Genomic DNA, 18,919 nt, shown 5'->3' on the forward strand with positions numbered 1-18,919 from the left:
CGTGTGTCAGCGTTCAATGAGCGGCGTCGAGTGCCAGGTTCAGGGCGAGGACATTGACCCGTGGTTCGCCGAGAAATCCGAGGAGCGGGGTTTCCGACTGTTCAGCGATCAACTGATCAACCCGTGCAATGGGCAGATTGCGCACCCGTGCAATCCGGTTCGCCTGATACTTTGCGGCGGCAATGCTGATGTGCGGATCCAGCCCACTGGCGGAACTGTAGACCAGGTCGGCGGGAATCGTCGCGGTATTGCCCGGATCGGCGGCGTGCAGGGCGTCGATCCGGCCTTTCACCGCGTCCATCAATGCCGGATTCAGTGGCCCCAGATTGGAGCCGCTCGAGGCCTGCGCGTTATACGGCATGGGGCTGGTGGCGGACGGTCTGCTCCAGAAGTATTTCGGGTCACTGAAGCCTTGACCGATCAACAGCGAACCCACGGGTTTACCGTCTTTTACGATCAGGCTGCCAGAGGCTTGCGCTGGAAAAACCAGTTGCGCGATGCCCGTGGTCAGCAGTGGATAAGCCAGGCCGGTGATCAGTGACAGCGCAATCAACAAGGTCAACGCTGGACGCAGTAGAGATGTCATGACAGTAATCCTCGCTTAAACCAGGCCGACGGCGGCCAGTGCCATGTCGATGATCTTGATGCCGATGAAGGGCACGATCACGCCACCCAACCCATAGATCAGCAGGTTGCGGCGCAACAGCAGGGCCGCACCGACCGGGCGGTACTTCACGCCTTTGAGGGCCAGCGGAATCAGGAAAATGATGATCAGCGCGTTGAAGATCACCGCCGACAGCACCGCCGAATTCGGGCTGGTCAGCCCCATGATGTTCAGCGCGGCGAGCTGCGGGTAGGTGGTGACAAACGCGGCGGGGACGATGGCGAAATACTTGGCGATGTCGTTGGCAATCGAGAAGGTCGTCAGCGAACCCCGGGTCATCAGCATCTGCTTGCCGGTTTCCACCACCTCGATCAACTTGGTCGGGTTACTGTCCAGATCGACCATGTTCCCGGCTTCCTTCGCCGCTTGTGTTCCGGAGTTCATCGCCACGGCAACGTCGGCCTGCGCCAGTGCCGGCGCGTCGTTGGTGCCGTCGCCGGTCATGGCCACCAACCGGCCTTCAGCCTGGTAGCGGCGGATCAGTTCGAGTTTCTGCTCGGGTGTGGCTTCGGCAAGAAAATCATCGACCCCGGCTTCGGCGGCAATGGCTGCTGCGGTAACGCGGTTGTCGCCGGTGACCATCACGGTCTTGATGCCCATGCGCCGCAGTTCGACAAAGCGCTCCTTGATGCCGCCCTTGACGATGTCCTTGAGTTCGATCACGCCCATCACTTTCGCGCCGTCGGCCACCACCAAGGGTGTGCTGCCGCGACGGGACACTTCTTCAACGATCGATTGCACCGCTTCGGGAAAGTGTCCACCCAGGCTCTGCACATGGCGCAGGACTGCTTCGCCGGCGCCTTTGCGCAGTTGCCGCTCGCCGAGGTCGACGCCGCTCATACGGGTCTGTGCAGAAAAGTGTACGAAGTGCGCGTCGAGGGCGGCGATGTCCCGTTCACGCAGGTTGAAGCGCTGTTTGGCCAGCACCACGATGCTGCGTCCTTCGGGGGTTTCATCGGCCAGCGAAGCCAACTGGGCGACGTCGACCAGATCCGCTTCCTTGACGCCCGGCGCCGGCAGGAACGCCGAGGCATGGCGGTTGCCCAGGGTGATGGTGCCGGTTTTATCGAGCATCAATACATCGACATCACCGGCGGCTTCCACGGCGCGCCCGGAGGTGGCAATCACGTTGGCCTCCATCATGCGGCTCATGCCCGCCACGCCCACGGCCGACAGCAGTCCGGCAATGGTGGTGGGAATCAGGCAGACCAGCAGCGAGATCAGCACCGTTATCGACACCGGCACGCCGGACTTCGCCACCGCAACGCTGTACAGCGAGAAGGGCAGCAGCGTCACCGTCACGCCGAGGAACACGATGGTCAGCGCCACCAACAAGATCGACAGGGCAATTTCATTGGGGGTCTTTTGCCGCTTGGCGTTTTCGACCATGGCGATCATGCGATCAACGAAGGTTTCGCCGGGGTCAGCGGTCACGCGTACGACGATCCAGTCCGAGAGCACCCGGGTGCCGCCGGTGACGGCGGAGAAGTCGCCGCCACATTCGCGGATCACCGGGGCCGATTCACCAGTAATGGCTGACTCATCCACCGAGGCCGCGCCTTCGATCACCTCACCGTCGGCGGGGATCATCGAGTCGGCCAGATCGCCGGCTTCCACCAGCACCATATCGCCTTTGCGCAGATCACTCGATTGCGCCAATTGCCATTCCGAACCGTAGCGCGGTTCGCGCAGTTTCTTCGCCCAGGTTTCCTTTTTCAGGTTGCGCAGGGACGCCGCTTGCGCCTTGCTGCGGCCTTCGGCCAGGGCTTCAGCGAAGTTGGCGAACAATACGGTGAACCACAGCCACAAGGCGATGGCGAGGATGAAACCGCTGCCGGCCTCACCGTGGCCGCGCAGAGCCTGGACCCAGAGGGCAGTGGTGATAATCGCGCCGATGTAGACGACGAACATCACCGGGTTGCGCCACTGGATTTTCGGACTGAGTTTACGCAGGGACTCGACCATGGCCGGGGCCAGCAGTGTCGGGTCGAACAAGGAGAACGATTTGCGAGTCATGGCCGTGGTCTCACTTGATCATCATGAAGTGTTCGACGACTGGCCCCAACGCCAGGGCCGGCACGTAGTTCAACAAACCGACCAGCAGCACCGTGCCGATCAGCAGCACCACGAACAGCAGTCCATGCGTGGGCATGGTGCCGCCGGTCACGGCCAGACGTTTCTTCGCCGCCAGGCTGCCGGCCACCGCCAGTACCGGCACGATCACCCCAAAGCGCCCGAACCAGACGGCGATCGCCAGCATCACGTTGTAGAACGGGGTGTTGGCCGACAGGCCGGCGAAGGCGCTGCCGTTGTTGTTGGCCGCCGAAGTGAAGGCGTAGAGGATTTCCGAGAAGCCATGGGCGCCGGGGTTGGCAACGCCGAGTTGCCCGGCCTCGGCCATGACCGCGATCGCGGTGCCGAACAACACCAGCAACGGCGTTGCGAGGATCGCGATGGCGACCATCTTCATTTCGTAGGCTTCGATCTTTTTGCCCAGGTACTCGGGCGTCCGGCCAATCATCAGCCCGGCGATGAACACCGCGAGAATGGCGAACACCAGCATGCCGTAGAGGCCCGATCCAGTGCCGCCAAACACCACCTCACCCAGTTGCATCAGGATCAGCGGCACTGCGCCGCCCAGTGGCGTCAACGAGTCGTGCATGGTGACCACGGCGCCACAGGATGCTGCGGTGGTGATCGCGGTGAACAGGCTCGAGGCGCTGATGCCGAAGCGCAGTTCCTTGCCTTCCATGTTGCCCGCCGCTGTATCGATTCCCAGGCCCGAGAATTGTGGGTTGCCCAGTTGCTCGTAATGCGTGACGGCCACCACCGCGATCACGAAGATGATCGTCATCGTCGCAAGCAACGCCCAGCCTTGCCGGATGTCACCGACGATGTGGCCGAAGACAAAGCACAGCGCCGTCGGGATCAGGAAGATGGCGAGCATCTGAAAGAAGTTGCTCAGGGCTGTCGGGTTCTCGAAAGGGTGGGCCGAGTTGGCATTGAAGAACCCGCCGCCGTTGGTGCCGAGCATCTTGATGGCTTCTTGCGAAGCGACAGGGCCCATCGCGATGGTCTGCTTGTCGGTGCTGGCCGCTGTGGTCAGAGGATTGCCTTTGGCGTCGAGGCTTGGCTGCCCGGCATCATTGAGCACCGGCGCCTGGTATTGCATGACCTCCATCGTCGTGACTTGTTTGTAAGGTTGAAGATTCTGGATCGCGCCCTGGCTGACGAAGAACAGCGCGAAAATCAGCGACAGCGGCAACAACACCCACAAGGTGACACGGGTCAAGTCGACCCAGGCATTGCCGATGCTGGCGGCGCTGTGGCGGGCGAATCCGCGAATCAGCGCAACCGCCACCACAATCCCGGTGGCCGCCGACAAGAAGTTTTGCACGGTCAAGCCGAGCATCTGAGTCAGGTAACTCAGCGTCGCCTCGCCGCTATAGCCTTGCCAGTCGGTGTTGGTCACGAAACTGGCAGCGGTGTTGAACGAAGAGTCGGGCGTCACCGCGCCAAATCCCTGGGGATTGAACGGCAGCAGACCCTGCAGTCGTTGCAGCGCATAAACCGCGAGCATGCCCAGCGCGTTGAAGACGATCAGCGCGAGGGCGTATTGCAGCCAGCTCATTTGTGCTTCAGCACTGACGCCGGCCAGTCGATACAGCGGCGACTCGATGCGTGAGCCGAGGCGAAACCGGCCCTCCATCACTGCGGTCAACCAGCGCCCGAGTGGCCAGGCCAGAACCGCCAGTACCAGCAGAAAGACTCCGAGCAGAGTCCAGGCTTGAGTGGTCATAGGAAGTCCTCCGGGAGCAGAAGCGCGGCAACCAGATACACCAGCAAACCGGCGGCGATGATGCCGCCAAACACATAGAACCCTGTCATGACCGCCTCCTGTTGAGCGCCGCACAACCGCGTGCCAGCCCGATCAAGCTGATGAAAAACACTGCACCGAGTATCAAATAGACGAAGTCCATGGTGTTTCCTCCCGTGTTGAGGAAAGCCTAAGCGTGAACCTGGAAAGTTGTTAAAAGGATTGGAGGCAGGGGTATAAAGATCTTATAAAAAGCGTTATTCGCCTTGCTCGGTTAAAGTCCTGCCGCCATCGCGATCGAGTTCATGGCAGTGGTGACGCCAGTCAACTGGCGAGGAGGGCGGCCCTTGGTTCTCTCCCTATACTGAATCTCTGACGCCGGACCTTGGCCGCTACCGATGTTTCAGGTAAAGATCGCAGGATTTGCAGGTTCTCGATTGTTTGCGCTGGTGGCGAGGTGCCACAATTTGCCCTGTCGATTCATCATGTTCAGGCGGACTCAATGGATGATCTTGAGCTAAGAAGTGATCAGGGCTCGGAAATAGCCGAACAAGTTCGAACCGATCGCTTGCAGCAGTTATTTCGGCAATCCGGCGCTGCCGTTTTCGGCAGTTACATGGCGGCAATCCTTCTTTGCTGGCTGTGTTGGGATCGGTTTGATCACGGTGTGGTTATCGGTTGGATAGCGGTATTAACGCTGTCGACGTTGCTGCGTATCTCCATGTTCATCGGCTATTTTCATAGCCACGTCAGTGAACGCACGCCACAGCGTTGGGAACGCAGATACTGGTGCACGCTTATGTTGTCTGCAGGGATATGGGGCGCGGGCGCACTCGCGGTCATACCGGTCGACGACCTGTTGGCTCAAGCGATGGTCATGCTCTTCACTGTCGGCATGTCTGTCAGTGCGGTGTCGTGTTACTCGGCTTACAAGAACATGACGATGGTCTCCATCGGACTGGTTTTGTTGCCGTGCTCAATATGGCTGCTGTTTCAACCGTCAACGTTGCAGGTCGGCATGGCGCTCGCGGTTTTTGTGTTCGCATCGTTTGTAGCCAGCGCCACGCGCAAGATGTCCGATGCGCTGGAAACTGCATTTCGCTTGACCCGAGAGTTGGAGCGGGAAAACCGGCTTTCTGTCAGAGCCGCCAGAACCGATGAGCTGACCGGCCTGAAGAATCGCCGTGCGTTTTTCGATGATGCTGATCAGCTTTACCGTGAATGCAAAAGCAAGGGTTCCGTGCTGTGCGCAGTCATGCTCGATATGGATCACTTCAAGCACATCAATGACTCTTACGGTCACCAGGTGGGGGATCAGGTGCTGCGTCAGGTGGGGGCGGTGATCACTGCATCTATCCGTGAAACCGATGTTCATGGCCGACTGGGAGGCGAGGAGTTCGCTATTTTGCTTCCTGACACCACACTGGACGTTGCCATGAGCATTGCCCAAGAACTGATCCAGGCCATCTCCAGACTCAAGGCTGAGCCAGCTGATCGCATAACCGCCAGCCTTGGCGTAGCGTCATCGGACTTTAACGAAGAAAGCCTTTCTAGCTTGATGAACAATGCAGACAGAGCGCTGTACAAAGCCAAGTCGTATGGACGAAATCAAGTTGCTGTCGCGGATTGATGGGCTGTTGCGACCTTGGGAGACGCCCACTATCACATCTGTCTGCCGTTACGCGCTGCAATCGCAACGGTGGTCGGCGAATCAGCAAGTGGAACGAATTGTCGTGTCGCGCCATCAAGTGCATCGATGCATCCCGCCTCGATGTCGTAAACCCAGCCGTGCAGATTCATGCGCCCTTGCTCGAGCGCGAGGGCCACGGATGGATGTGTGCGCAGGTTCGCCAGTTGCGCGATCACGTTTTCGCGCACGAGGCCGTCGAGCTTTGCGCGGGGCGTGTCGAACTCGTGCGCCGCGTTAATCGCTTTCGCGGCGTCCGCGTGACGTAACCAATTAGCAACTGCCGGAAGGTGATCCAGGCACGTGCAGCGTGAAATCGCGCCCATCGCCCCGCAGTCCGAATGGCCGCAGATCACAATGTCCTGTACGCCAAGCACGGCGACCGCATATTCGACGGTAGCCGACACACCGCCCGGTTCAGGGCCGTAAGACGGCACAATGTTGCCGGCGTTGCGAATCACGAACAGTTCACCGGGTTCACGCTGCGTAAGGAGTTCCGGCACCACACGACTGTCTGAACAGGTGACGAACAACGCCTTCGGATTTTGTGCCGTCGCGAGCTGCTTGAACAGCTCGACGCGTTGCGGATAAACCTCGCGCTGAAAGCGCAGAAAGCCGTCAATAATGTCACGCATGAAGTCCTCCAAACCCAAGTAGCGGATGTGGGCACGAGCACTCGATATGCCTTCGCGCCGCTGTGGTCGGCATTATCGCAGACGTCGCACATGTTGGCAGTACTGGATGTTTCCAACAATGTTGCTTGGCCACCGGTAAAGCGCTCATTCGCTCGCAAAAAGGTACCCTGAAGATCGGCGCGTTGCATGTGTATGACCCCGCGCTGAAGCTGTCCGCTGCACCTGCTTTAAGCAAGTGTTATGTAACTTATCGCAATGCGCTGCTTCGCAATAGGCGGGCAGCGTTTAAAGTAAGCCGCTTAATCATTCTTCCAGAATTGATTCCGGTGCATCAAATCACTCACCCAATCGGTGACCGCTCTGACGCGAGCGGACAAGTGCCGAGTATACGGATAGACCAGTGAAAGGGTAATCGCCTCTAACCTCCAATCCGGTAGAACCTCGGTCAATAGCCCCTGGTCAATGAGCGGTTGTGCTTCCGCCCGCGGTACGAAAGCGATTCCCAGTCCGGCAACCGTAGCCGCGGTATAGGCGCTGCCGTTGTTAAAGTACATCGACACCGGTACATCCAGGTTGAATGCTTCGTCATCACGAAACATGGTGGGAAGGTACCGTCGGTTGTTAGCGGAAAATCTGTAGCCCAAATTACGATGTTGGAATAAATCGTCCGGCGCTGAAAGGCTGGGGGCTTCTCGCAAATAGTCAGGAGAAGCACAGAGTGCCAGTTGAACTTGCCCGATGATCTTGCAGACCAGGTTTGGGTCCGTTACGACGCCGCCTCTGATCGCGCAATCAATTCCCTCCTCTACTAGATCCACTACCCGATCGCTACAGCCGATATCCAGATGGATATTGGGGTATTGCACGGTAAATTCACGCAGTGCCGGTACAACTAAAAGCAAGCCTACCGCTGCTGGCATTTCAATGTGCACCCGGCCACGCGCAGCGCTGCGGCTCAACGAAACGGAAGCCTCCAGATCATCAACATCTTCTAGAACGGCTCTGGCACGCAGGTAGTACGCAGCTCCTTCAGTAGTGGGGGAGACCTTTCTGGTGGTACGGTGCAGCAGCTTGATTCCCAGCAGCAATTCCAGGGTCTGGATTTGTCCCGAAACGGTCGTTTTCGCTAGCCCCAACGACTCGGCGGCGCCGCCGAAGCTCCCTATCTCGACGATCCTGCAGAATGCCCGCATTGCTTCCAGTCGATCCAGCGCCATTGTCCGAGTTCTCGTAATATCAATCCGATTTTAGCTAGATTATATCGATCTTACGCTCGAGTAAACTGCGCAGCCTTGGCCGGCGGTCTTCATATGACAGACCTATATATCAACTAGTCAAGTTAAAAATAGTCTGGGAAAAGTTTATGAACATCGTTCTGAAAGTGTCTGTCATCGCCTCTCTGGCTGTTATCCATGTCGCTGGTTTTGCTGCAGATGGTGCGGAGGCGCTTCAACGGCACCATGAACGTAATAAGCTGCGGTTTAATGAGCCTGAAGTACGGGTGCAGAATCAAAAGGCTACTGAAACAGACAAACCTGATGTTTCTCAGGGGGAGAGTAAGTCTTCAGGCGAGGCGGAAGAAGCTAATGCGCGCGTTGCTAAAGAGGCAGTCTGATATCTGCTTGTATAGTCGGGGCTTATGGTGAAATTACCAATGTTGAATTCAATTTATTCTTTTATAGGGCACTTATGAATAATCAGGTTCGAAAAGCGCTTGTCATTGTCACTCATCCCGTTCCAGGCTCCCTCAGCCATGCTATTGCCGATCATATCGGCGAAGTCCTTGTCAGGCAGGACATCGAAGTAGAGATCGCGGACCTTCATGCGGAAGGTTTTTCGCCCGCAATGACTGCGGGGGATGTAATGCTCTACCGCGGGGCCGGTGATATTGCACCTGAGATCACGCGTGAACAAGCGCGGGTTCATCAGGCTGACATGCTCGTGTTCGTATTTCCGGTTTATTGGTGGTCTGTCCCCTCGATGCTCAAGGGATGGTTGGAACGTGTCTTTAACGTTGGTTGGGCTTATAGCGTCGATGAGAAGGGGAGGGTTATTGGCATCATGCGCGACATTCCTGTCCTGCTTGTCGCAACGGCGGCCGGCAATGAGAGTGGCTATGAACGCCATGGCTATGCACAGGCGATTCAGAATCAAATCGTGGAAGGGGTCTTCGGATATAGCGGCATGAAAAATACGCAGATTGCTTATTTCTATGACGCGGACAACGCCACGAACGAGCGGATCGAGCAGTTCGTGGAAGGTGTATCCCCGCTATTGGAAAAAGAGCAGCTTCTGTCCTCGGTCACAGCCGAACTAAACCAGCCTTGCGGGCCCGGCGAACTGCCGTTGCTGGCCGAAAGCTCTCCGTGACGAGGGGCGGCTTTCGCCCCCAAGCGGCCCGATGCAAGATTTTGCGAATGTGATGCCATCGAGTATTAGCCAGCATGGGGCTGGTAGAATATCTGACGATTCCTTTTGTATTGAATGGTCTTCAACGTGTCCTTGAACGATATTGGGTTAAAAATACCGACCTTAATTCTGCGTAGCCCTCGTCTCGTATTGAGAGCTTGGTCACATGAGGATCTGTCCTCGCTGATCTCGATGAATTCTGAGCCTGAAGTGAATGGGTTGTTGGGCGGACCGGCATTAGTGGAGGGCAGTGCCGCGTCCATATTGAGGTACCGGGAATGCATGGCTGCCAATAGGTGGGGTGTGTTCCACGTCGCGGACGTTGCTGGGGCGTTTCTTGGTCTGGCGGGATTACAACCAGTCCGTTCGACGCTGCCAGTTGCACCTGCCGTTGAAGCTGTGTGGCGTTTTCGCAGAGCTGCGTGGGGTGCAGGATATGCATCTGAAGCCATGCGCCTGGTGCTGGATGGATGCTGCCAAGATGTAGCGGCGGGTCAAATCCTGGCAATCATCTCTCAGCCCAATATTCGCTCAGCACAAACAGCTACGCGTCTTGGGTTCCATCATGATCCGAAATCAGATTTTCTTTACCCGGATCTAGCTCTTGATGCCAGCCTTCGGCCGCATAAAGTATTCCGCCTTGATTTAAATCCATCTATTCAAAGACATCAGTATTACTGAGTTCGGCCAGCCTGGAGAGCACATACTGGATGACGGTGGGGGTATTGGTCATTTGATAATCACCTCAGAATGGGATCGTCATCTCGCTTTTGGCCGAGACAGTCTGAAACGTTTTACTGTCATGCCGTAAAGGTGAGAGCCCACGTGATAAAGCCGGCGATAAACGTCGTGCAGGTCAGGGCGAAGAGGAAAAGACCGTCGATAATCTGTTCCAATAAATGATTGCGGCTCAACTGTTGAGTGCGCAAGGCCCAGTACGAAAGAAGGGTGGTAATCAAGTAAAAAATGGCGTTGATCGCGAGCAAGTCATCGCCGATCGTGCCCTCTTTTCGTAACGTCGTGACCACTTGAAAAATCCCGATAACCGTAATGCATACACCGACCATGGCGGCTGACGCCGCAAAGATATGAACGCAGATGTCTTCGTTTAAACCGACTGGTTTTTTGGGTTCGTTCATGGCATTTTCCCTCGCAGGAGTTGGAAGCCGACAAAAAACAACGCGGCCGGTCCCTCTGGCCATTGCTCATTAATCAATTCGATGCATCTGCCAGCGCAGTAATGACTTGCCGTTTGATTTCCTTTTCGTCCGTCCCCCGACCAAAATGCTTGAGGTAGCGGCCCTGGCTGTCGAGCAGGAACAGAATGGTCGAGTGATCCATCATGTACTCCCCGGGTTTGTCGCCGTAGGGCACTTTTTTGTAGTAAACGTGATAGAGATCGGTAATGCGGGTGATGTCTTGCGCCGAACCGGTCAGGCCGACAAAGTCGCTGGCGAAGTACTGCAGGTATGCCTTGAGCTTCTTTGGCGTGTCGCGTTCCGGGTCGATGGTGACGAAGACCGGCCGCACCTTGATGCCTTGCTCCTGTTGCAGTTGTCGGCTGATGCGGGCCATTTTCGCAAGATCGGTAGGACAAATGGCCGGGCAGGTCATGAAGCCGAAATACAGCAGTGTCGGCTGACCGAAACTGCGCTCGGTCACGCGCTGGCCGTTCTGGTTGGTCAACTGGAAAGGCCCACCGACATCGTCACGCGGCGTGACCGAGGCACTCGCTGTCCAGGCAATCAACACCAGTGTTGCGGCGATCGTTTTCAACCACATCAGTCAATAACCTCCCGAGTATGTCAGTGCCAGGCCGATCAAGTCCGACACCTGGCCGTCCTCTTTCTGCGTGCCGGCAGACACGCCCAACTTGATCTGCCCGGTAATGTTGTAGGTCACGCTCAACTCGTTGAGGTAATCCTGATGATCGGCACCACCGGTAGACTGGCGTTGCTTATCGGTGCGAGTCGCGCCGACCGCCCAGTCGCCGAAATCGAAAGTCAGCGAGGTGGTCAGGTAGCGTGTGTCGTTACCCTGAATAGCGTCCTCGTTATGCACGTCGGCGAATTCGACGAAGGGCACAATATCGAAGTAATGCCCGGCCAGCGTTGGCTCCAGATCGGTGCTGGGCGCGTAGGCCCAGATGTAACGCGCAGAGGCGACCTTGATCGTTTCGTCGGCTGCATTACCGTTTTGCGGAACGTCCTCCCCTTGCTTGTTAGCCATATAACCGACCTGCATTTCCAGGAAAGGAATCGCCGGAATCGCCAGCCAGTTCACGGTCAGCGCATAGGAGTCGAGTTTGCCGGTGTTGGACGGTCCACCGTCGGAGCGTTGGAGTTTCTCGCCATGGCGAAAATAAGGGCGACCGAGAAATGAATTATCAGCGGTGTAGACACTGACATTCGGTTCGATCATGCCCAGTGTCTGATCGAAGTAACGGTAGGCCACCGTGCCGCCGAGCATTCCGTCCAGATCATAAGTGGCGACGAAGTCCTCGGTGTACAGCCCCGGCGCGGTATCCGCCGCACGTCCGAAGGGCACATGGTATTTGCCGACCATAAACGCTGAATTGGCGTTGTTCTGGTAATAGTTGAGGTCGTTGACCACCAGTCCAACATCGTCGAAGAAGCGCTTCTGACCGGGCTTCGGCGGGTCGATCGGGTTGATCTCGGTGGACAGCTGAATCTGCTGGTCGCGGCTGAAACGAAAGTAGAAGGTGCTGTTGATGTCCGGGTAGGCATCAGAGCTGTTGCGATTGCCACCTTGCGGAGTGTCGGCATGCACATGATCGAACTGGAAGGTTGCGTCGTAGTCCATGCCAACGTTGGGGTATTGCCCGTCATCAGCCAGCACCGACTCGGCGGCGCACACCGAACCCAGCAACAACACTGCCAAGCGATAATTGCTCATGGCGGCCCCTCTACTTGATCTGTGGCTTGATCAGCGGGCTGGACGTTTTCGGGCTCTGTCCGGTGTTGCGCAGGAAGGCGCACAACTGGTTGTTTTCACCGTAGAGGCCTCCTAACGGCTCAAGCTTGACGGCTTGCTCGTAGTCTTCGGGCCTGACCACCTGAATCGCCTGCATCATCCCGCCGTCCTCGTGTTCGAGGATGTGGCAGTGGTAGACGAATTTGCCGAGGATCACAGGGTCGCGAAACGGAATCCGGATGGTGATCGAGCCGGTCGCCGGGATGAATATATTGTCGCGGTAGCCACTGAACGGCACGGGCTTGCCATTGATTTCAGTGACCTGAAAATCCACCTGATGGATGTGGAACTGATGCAGTTCCTGAGACGGATTGAGCAGCCGCCACTCTTCTACATCACCCAGCTTGACGGTGGTATTGACCTTGTCCAGTTCGAAGCGGGTGCCATTGATCAGGAACGCGGTCGGGTCGGTGGCGGAATCCTGAAATACAAATTGCCGGGTCTTGTTCACCGATTCCGTGCTGAAGTCCTCGGCGGGCGGGTAGGGGCTGGTGATCTGCCGCGTGGCCACGGGGTCGCCGCTGGAGCGCAGGATCGCCAGTCGGGTGGCGGGGTAACTGTCGCCGGCAGGTCCGGTGTTGGCCGCTTCCATCACCACATCGTGGGTGCCGGCGGCGGGGCCGACCACCAACACACTGAAGCGCGCCGACGGCCCGATCAGTACCTGATCATCGTCAACCCGGCGGGTTACGGTGTTCCCATCCCGCGAGAGAATCTGCATCGACTGCCCATCGATGCGGATGCGGAAATATTGGTTGGCGGCGATATTGATGAAATGCCAGAGCTGGGTTTCGCCGGGTTTGATGTCGATGGTCGGCACCTCCTGACCATTGATGGTGCGAATCGACGGCGCGCTGGTGATGATTTCGCTGGCGACCTTGCCGGTCAGGGTTTTCTGGAAGTTGCGCAGGACCAGCACGCGCTCCTTGATGCCCTTGAGTTCGGGAAACGGATCGAGCATGCCGTCGACCAGAATCGGCCCGGCAATTCCTGCCGAGACCTGACGCTGCGCGCCGCCGTGGAAATGGCTGTGATACCAGTAGGCGCCGGGACTGTGGTCTTTCGGAAGTTTGACGTCGTACTGCGAAACGGTATGCGGCTGGGTCATGCGGAAGATATTGTCGCCTTCGTCCAGAGGCGACACGGTCATGCCATGGAAGTGAATATTGGTGATTTCATCCATTTGGTTATCGAGTCGAATCGACATGACGCCGCCGGGTCGCGTGCGAATCAGCGGCGAGTCGTAGTCACCGTTGAACACCAAGGATACGTAGCGCTCGTTGCCGACATTGACCTGCTGTTCGGCAGCCGTGAGCATCGCGTGGGTCACGCCGCTGGCATCGTAGGTGAACTCGGGATTGTCGCGCAGTGGCGGTGAGGAAGGCTCTGTGGGCGGTTGAGTGACGCAACCGGTCAGCGCGAAAACCGCGACACCGGCATAACGTGCAAAAGCGCGGACGGCGAAAGCTTTAAGCATGATCGCGACCTTCGGTTGCCTGTCGAAGAACTACAACGTAATTCGCCTCTTCGTTGCCGGCACCGGGTGGCCGATACCGTACACGCCGCGGTTTACGTGGCTTTGAAACGTTTTGCACAATTTTCGCAGTGTAGATGAGGACTTCAGCTGCGCAAGTTGCGAAACCCACCCGCTCAACCTGTCAGGTTTTCGGACTGAACTAAACTTCAACGGCTGAACGAACTCCCGTTTTTTTAGAGGGCGAAGTCAATGACCAGGAAGCAGCTTCTCATCTGCAGCGTTGTTTGCTCATCGTTCATTTATGGTTGCGTCAGTCAGGCCGAGCAGCCATTTGTCGACATCGGCGGGCGGCACGGTAACTTGCGGGCCGCTCAGGAACACATTGTTCAAGCGTGGCAACTGATTGGCACGGCACAGTTCGACAACAACTCACGACTTGGCGGCCATGCGGCTCGGGCCAAGGAGTTGCTGGCGCAGGCCAATGATGAACTTCGTCTGGCAGCGGATGTTGCGAACGAGCATGAGCGCTATTGATTGATGCCCGGATGCGGAGGCGCTCTGCATCCGGGCCGCTTGTACGCGTGCAATTAGTGCTGCGCAACTACCCGTGCCTGGCTGCCGGCGCCTTCGACATACACATTCATGCCTTTTGCCAACGATGGATTGATCGGTTGAGTCACCGAGACCAATACGCCGCTGTTGGTTCTGACGATGATCTGCTGGGCATCGACGGGCTGGTCATATTGGCGTTTTTCCTCGTAATTACCGCCTGCCGCACCAGCGAGTGCGCCAGCGAGCATTGCCACATCGCGACCGGTGCCTCGTCCGATCAGGCTGCCTAGCCCAAGTCCGCCGATACCGCCCAAGATTGCGCCGACGCCGCTGTCGTGATTGGTCTGCATCTGGGTTTGGTTGATCTGCTCGATTTTACCCGAGCGTATTTCCATTTCACCGGCGCCGCCGCTTGACGCACCGACAGCGACACAGGCGCCAAGCACCAGACCCAACAGAGCAATCGACAGCATGGAAACGATGGTTTTCATTGTCAGACTCCAGCATTCAGGGAAGTGAATCAGGCAAAGGCCCCTTTCACATTAGCCGAAAAAGGCTGGCGCGGAGTATGAGCAAATCCCGTGGTGCTACTGGCCACCCTTCCAGAGCAATACCCATCGTAGAAAAGAGCGGCGGGCGGCGTAGTGCGCAGGCGAAGCTGGCTAAGTTTGGCCGACCGGCTCGCCATCCTGCAACCTCCTGAAGATCTAAGGTTACGGCTATCTGAACCGCATTCATTCCAAGGCGTCTGCCGCCCGTTCATGGTGCTGTGCCTGGAATTGGGATTATTCAGAGAGAATTGGTTGCCATTGACGGGGTAAATTCAAAGCCATCAACAACTGCACCGCAGTTTCACGAGCATCAAGCTGAAGCGGCGAATGGCAGATTCGCGCTACACGATGTTCGATTAACGGTGAATGGTTTCGATGTATGCTTTAACAAGACTGTTTATCAGGAGTATAAGAAAGTGAAACGTGAAGGGGTGATCTATTCTCTACACCACGTTGGAATTCCAACCGACAAAATGAGAGAAGGGGAGCGTTATGCGGCGAGGGTGGGTATGTGGACCAGTGACGATCTGACAGGTCCACTACCGGTTCAGTGGCACCGCTTTACAGATGATTCCCCTCTGCACCATTTATTGAAGACAGTGCCTCATGTCGCTTATCGAGTCAGTAATCTCGATTTGGCAGTGGCTGGTCACACATTGATTCTCGGCCCCTACGAACCCATCGACGACTATAAGGTAGCAGTGATCGACAACTCAGGTGTGCCAGTTGAACTCATCGAAACAAGCCTAACCGACGACCAAATCTGGAACCGTGCCAGGAATGGAACCCAGTCATCGCTGTACGCAAAAGACTGAGTGCTTCTTGCTAAAGTCGATTGATGCTGATAGTTACTCGCCGCATTGGCAGTTTACCAGCCATTATAAATGCCCCCTTTGCGCTCCCTCTCTATCTGCATGATCGCAGGTAACGCGGGGGGCGATGTGGTCAAGTGAAGAAGTTTTCCTCTCTAAAGACGAACTCCTTGGCGCAGTATGAGAATCCTAGTATCTGCTCTGGAGTTTTTCGACTCATTCTATGAAGGAATACATCCCGGATCAGACAGCGCTGTGAAACCAGGGCAACACGTACTGGGCCATTTCCTCAATCACCTCAGCGATCGGGCGTGTGCTGTGACGCAGGTGCAAACCGACATGCTGCACACCAGCTTCACGCAGTTCCTCCAACGCGTCAATTAGTGAATTACGTCCGCCGCGGCCACCGAAGCGCAGCGGTTTCATTGGCGAATTAGGATCGGCCACAAGATCCAGATGCAGGAAGGTGATGTAAGGTTTGTCACCACCTACCTCACGCCACAGCCCTACACGTCGACGATGTTCCTGTGCGGTTCCAGGGTAAGCGAGCCATCCGTCCATTTGCTCTCCTATCCATTTGGGTGATTGCTGGCCTAGCCCGGCGACGAGCAGGGGCGCGCGCTGTTCACGGTGCGGCAGCAATTCGATCCCCTCTGGCAGAAATCCGGTGCCTTGGCTTTTAAGCAACTCTACGGCACTGCGAAAGTGCGCCCCACGCTGGTCGTAGTCGACACCGAACAGCGGGTATTCAACGGGACGATCACCACTGGCCACTCCCAGCAGCAAACGACCTTCGCTCAATTCGTCGATGCTATTGGCAGCCTTTAATGTCAGCCACGGTTGTCGAAGCGGTAGCACCACGGCAGCAGTGCCAAGCATGATGTTACTTGTGATGCCTGCCAAATACCCCAAGTAGGAAAAGGTCTCGAATACCTGGGCCGCATCTCCGAAGTTCGGGTCGTACATTGGTACATCACGGACCCAAAGTGCTCGAAAGCCGCTAGTGTCGGCTAACTGGGCCAGTCGCGCATGTTGCTTAAGGTCGGGCACGCCGAATGAGCGACTCTCCTCAATACGAAGGTGTTTGCCGACACTGGACCAGTCGTTGTCCAGTGGCAGTTCCAAGCCGATGGAGAATTTTCCAGGGCCAAGCAATCGTTGAAAATGTGGGTTCATCAGAGCTCCTTCGCCTTAAATGATACGAATGTATTCAACGTGTGAATAGCACCAGTATCGACGTCATCACTCGGGAGAAAAATGCATCAGCGCGCACAAGAGTCTTGAAAAAAACGCAACACTGAAATGCAATCTGACGGGGACTGGACCTTCAGTTGCTCGATTAGACCGTAATTCGCGTCTATCGCCGAGCGCGGGTCTTTCCTGTTACCAGTTTACTGATGATGATATGAGAAAAGCATGGTGAAGTGTGTCACTAATCTTTGTTGCTGGGATCATCAATTAGATAATCCATGTGAATAGCATTTCTGCATGGGCATGCTTGAGCAACTTAGTATCAAGGCTACTTCCTGTCCGCGTTAAACGGACAGTTTACGCAGTCATAAACCATGTCTCTTTTCCGAAGTGAAAATCAAACTCATTGCGAAATTCTTGCCTTTAGAGTCAGCAACATAATTAATGAAAGGCTGAAATATTTATACACAAATTACTTCGAGAGGTGTGGGTGTCAATCCGCCGATGGCTGGGGTTACCCGGAGGCTCCACCGGGAACGTCGCAATTCCTTGATGTGTTGCAGGCTCAGCGGGTGCAACTGGCGGCGCAGAATGCGCTGTCCCAGGTCAAGACCGCTCAGTGGCAGAATCAAGCGGCGTTGGTGAATGCGTTGGGAGGTTAACCCAGCTAGGACCATTGTAGGCGCGGGCTTGTGTGCCTTCGCGAGCAAGCCCGCTTTCACAGGTCACTCATTCAGATATTGAACATCCCGCCAATTTTTTCCGACAGCGCTTTCAAGTGTGTGGTGCTTTTTGCCGGCCGTGGCCCATACCCGACAGCCGCGTTGGACCGTCAGGTGCACCAAAAGCAGCCCAACTGCGCCACCGTCACCGACCACCAACAAGTCGCTCTGCCTCTTAACCATCAAGTTGTCCAACGCCTGCCAAACGGTGAGGACAGGGCAGGGCACCGAAGCCCAGCTCAGTCACGATCATAATCGCGAGAATGGCTGGATACCCGTATGGCTCGCTATCTGCGGGTTTCGGCCGCTGAATACGCGTCAACACTGCCTTGGGAGCCCACAAAAAAACGCGTTGTCAGCTGGGGTGTAACGGTGACACACCAGGACAGATACAACTGCAGCAACCGCAAGTATTGGTCGCGGGAATGCGGATCGATCTGCGGAAAGGGTACCGTTGCAGCTGTGCCGATTCGGGCGACAAGGTTGTCGTCGTGACGGTCGCTTTGGAGCCAGATGGTGTAACTATCCAGTAAAGCCAAAATCGTCTCGAAGTCGCATGCCTCCGGTCTGCACGAGCAGCGGTACGCGTTGACCTGAAGAGAAACGGCACTGAACCAGCTTCAGACAGACCGAGAACATTTATGATATGACCTTTCGTTTAACATAATATACATTACACGTAACAAAATGTTTCAGGATTAACCCGGTTGCACGCCAGATTTCAATCCAGCGTCTTTTCCATGAAACCTCACTTTTCACAACCGCGGCCTTGCCTGAAACTGGCGGCCCTCAATCAGCATCCCGCGTCAGCTTTTCAATCAGCGTGCGATGCTGTGGAAATCGCGCAATCAATTTCCGTCGATCAGCCATCTCCATGTCCGCAAAATCAAATCCCGGCGACACGGCTTCGCTGATTAATCCAAATCCGTGCTCACCCTCAAGCAATCGCGAAGCTTTCCAGATTCCACCAGGCACGTGCATTTGCAAATGCTGGCCTGCCAGAACGTCGCTACCCATCACCAGCGTTCGTAACTCACCATCACTGAGGATCATGCTGTACTCGACAGGATCGCCCAGATGATAGAAATGCAGGATGTCCGATTGGTTGAAATGAAATTGGCCCACTGGCGAATCTTCAGTCAGCAAGTAATAGATCGAGGTCATCAGGTAACGTGGACCACCGGCGGTTTGCAGCATGGCGCGCTGATCTGCTTGAAAAGTCCTGCGAAAATAGCCGCCTTCGACATGAGGCTGCAGATCCAGCGCCGCAATCACATTCTCGACGCTTGTTTTCCCTCGATTCATGGCCCACTCCATTGATTTAAGGACAGATGCGACGATAGCTCTACTAAACGGCTATTTAGTGGAGTTAACAGTAGATCGGCGGATTTCGAAGGAATTACCCTTC

19 protein-coding genes are annotated in these 18,919 nt (G+C 56.2%); 6 read left to right on the top strand and 13 right to left on the bottom strand.

Going from position 1 to position 18,919, the window contains the following annotated elements; genetic code table 11:
• Positions 1-13: 13 nt before the first annotated feature.
• Genes kdpC through kdpF form a run of 4 tightly spaced genes read right to left on the bottom strand, consistent with a single transcriptional unit; the run spans position 14 to position 4,552 of the window.
• The gene (kdpC, locus tag JFU48_RS22365) at positions 14-586 is read right to left on the bottom strand and encodes a potassium-transporting ATPase subunit KdpC (RefSeq protein WP_201137694.1); all 573 of its coding nucleotides are present in this window, start codon (positions 584-586) and stop codon (positions 14-16) included.
• Positions 587-601: 15 nt separating this feature from the next.
• The gene (gene kdpB, locus JFU48_RS22370) at positions 602-2,680 is read right to left on the bottom strand and encodes a potassium-transporting ATPase subunit KdpB (RefSeq protein WP_103519819.1); all 2,079 of its coding nucleotides are present in this window, start codon (positions 2,678-2,680) and stop codon (positions 602-604) included.
• Between the two features lie 10 nt (positions 2,681-2,690).
• On the bottom strand, positions 2,691-4,463 hold the full coding sequence (gene kdpA, locus JFU48_RS22375; protein WP_201137695.1) for a potassium-transporting ATPase subunit KdpA: 1,773 nt from the start codon (positions 4,461-4,463) through the stop codon (positions 2,691-2,693).
• Complete coding sequence (gene kdpF / locus JFU48_RS22380) at positions 4,460-4,552, bottom strand: K(+)-transporting ATPase subunit F (RefSeq protein WP_003224886.1); 93 nt, start codon at positions 4,550-4,552, stop codon at positions 4,460-4,462. The genes kdpA and kdpF overlap by 4 nt, the downstream gene beginning before the upstream one ends.
• A gap of 431 nt (positions 4,553-4,983) precedes the next feature.
• On the opposite strand from kdpF, the gene JFU48_RS22385 reads away from it, so the two are divergent.
• On the top strand, positions 4,984-6,111 hold the full coding sequence (locus tag JFU48_RS22385) for a GGDEF domain-containing protein (protein ID WP_201138516.1): 1,128 nt from the start codon (positions 4,984-4,986) through the stop codon (positions 6,109-6,111).
• A gap of 32 nt (positions 6,112-6,143) precedes the next feature.
• Here JFU48_RS22385 and JFU48_RS22390 read toward each other — a convergent pair whose 3' ends face one another.
• On the bottom strand, positions 6,144-6,803 hold the full coding sequence (locus tag JFU48_RS22390) for a carbonic anhydrase (RefSeq protein WP_003224876.1): 660 nt from the start codon (positions 6,801-6,803) through the stop codon (positions 6,144-6,146).
• A 299-nt stretch (positions 6,804-7,102) separates the two neighbouring features.
• Entirely contained in the window at positions 7,103-8,020 is a 918-nt protein-coding gene (locus tag JFU48_RS22395) for a LysR substrate-binding domain-containing protein (protein WP_201137696.1), read from the bottom strand.
• Positions 8,021-8,166: 146 nt separating this feature from the next.
• On the opposite strand from JFU48_RS22395, the gene JFU48_RS22400 reads away from it, so the two are divergent.
• From JFU48_RS22400 to JFU48_RS22410, 3 genes are all read left to right on the top strand, one after another.
• Positions 8,167-8,418: a hypothetical protein gene (locus tag JFU48_RS22400; protein WP_201137697.1), complete on the top strand. Its 252-nt coding sequence runs from the start codon at positions 8,167-8,169 to the stop codon at positions 8,416-8,418.
• A 74-nt stretch (positions 8,419-8,492) separates the two neighbouring features.
• Positions 8,493-9,173: an NAD(P)H-dependent oxidoreductase gene (locus JFU48_RS22405; RefSeq protein WP_201137698.1), complete on the top strand. Its 681-nt coding sequence runs from the start codon at positions 8,493-8,495 to the stop codon at positions 9,171-9,173.
• 126 nt (positions 9,174-9,299) lie between these two features.
• Complete coding sequence (locus JFU48_RS22410) at positions 9,300-9,893, top strand: GNAT family N-acetyltransferase (RefSeq protein ID WP_201137699.1); 594 nt, start codon at positions 9,300-9,302, stop codon at positions 9,891-9,893.
• Positions 9,894-10,012: 119 nt separating this feature from the next.
• On the opposite strand, the gene JFU48_RS22415 is transcribed toward JFU48_RS22410, so the two are convergent.
• The 4 genes from JFU48_RS22415 to JFU48_RS22430 form a co-directional block, all read right to left on the bottom strand.
• Positions 10,013-10,351, bottom strand: coding sequence for a hypothetical protein (locus JFU48_RS22415; protein WP_201137700.1), 339 nt, complete (start codon positions 10,349-10,351; stop codon positions 10,013-10,015).
• A 73-nt stretch (positions 10,352-10,424) separates the two neighbouring features.
• On the bottom strand, positions 10,425-10,994 hold the full coding sequence (locus tag JFU48_RS22420) for an SCO family protein (protein ID WP_201137701.1): 570 nt from the start codon (positions 10,992-10,994) through the stop codon (positions 10,425-10,427).
• A gap of 3 nt (positions 10,995-10,997) precedes the next feature.
• Entirely contained in the window at positions 10,998-12,128 is a 1,131-nt protein-coding gene (locus JFU48_RS22425; RefSeq protein WP_201137702.1) for a hypothetical protein, read from the bottom strand.
• A gap of 10 nt (positions 12,129-12,138) precedes the next feature.
• A complete protein-coding gene (locus tag JFU48_RS22430) occupies positions 12,139-13,683 on the bottom strand; it encodes a multicopper oxidase family protein (protein ID WP_201137703.1) in 1,545 nt (514 codons plus the stop codon).
• 249 nt (positions 13,684-13,932) lie between these two features.
• Between JFU48_RS22430 and JFU48_RS22435 the strand changes: the two genes are divergently transcribed.
• Positions 13,933-14,217: a hypothetical protein gene (locus JFU48_RS22435; protein ID WP_201137704.1), complete on the top strand. Its 285-nt coding sequence runs from the start codon at positions 13,933-13,935 to the stop codon at positions 14,215-14,217.
• A 53-nt stretch (positions 14,218-14,270) separates the two neighbouring features.
• Here JFU48_RS22435 and JFU48_RS22440 read toward each other — a convergent pair whose 3' ends face one another.
• The gene (locus tag JFU48_RS22440) at positions 14,271-14,726 is read right to left on the bottom strand and encodes a hypothetical protein (RefSeq protein WP_201137705.1); all 456 of its coding nucleotides are present in this window, start codon (positions 14,724-14,726) and stop codon (positions 14,271-14,273) included.
• A 308-nt stretch (positions 14,727-15,034) separates the two neighbouring features.
• On the opposite strand from JFU48_RS22440, the gene JFU48_RS22445 reads away from it, so the two are divergent.
• On the top strand, positions 15,035-15,601 hold the full coding sequence (locus tag JFU48_RS22445) for a hypothetical protein (protein ID WP_201137706.1): 567 nt from the start codon (positions 15,035-15,037) through the stop codon (positions 15,599-15,601).
• A 240-nt stretch (positions 15,602-15,841) separates the two neighbouring features.
• Here JFU48_RS22445 and JFU48_RS22450 read toward each other — a convergent pair whose 3' ends face one another.
• Together JFU48_RS22450 and JFU48_RS22455 are read right to left on the bottom strand one after the other, a co-directional pair.
• A complete protein-coding gene (locus JFU48_RS22450; RefSeq protein ID WP_201137707.1) occupies positions 15,842-16,774 on the bottom strand; it encodes an LLM class oxidoreductase in 933 nt (310 codons plus the stop codon).
• A gap of 1,526 nt (positions 16,775-18,300) precedes the next feature.
• Complete coding sequence (locus tag JFU48_RS22455; protein WP_201137708.1) at positions 18,301-18,816, bottom strand: cupin domain-containing protein; 516 nt, start codon at positions 18,814-18,816, stop codon at positions 18,301-18,303.
• Positions 18,817-18,919: the final 103 nt, after the last annotated feature.

Origin of the sequence: Pseudomonas sp. TH49, assembly GCF_016650625.1 — a bacterium.
GTDB classification, from domain to species: Bacteria; Pseudomonadota; Gammaproteobacteria; order Pseudomonadales; family Pseudomonadaceae; genus Aquipseudomonas; species Aquipseudomonas fluorescens_H.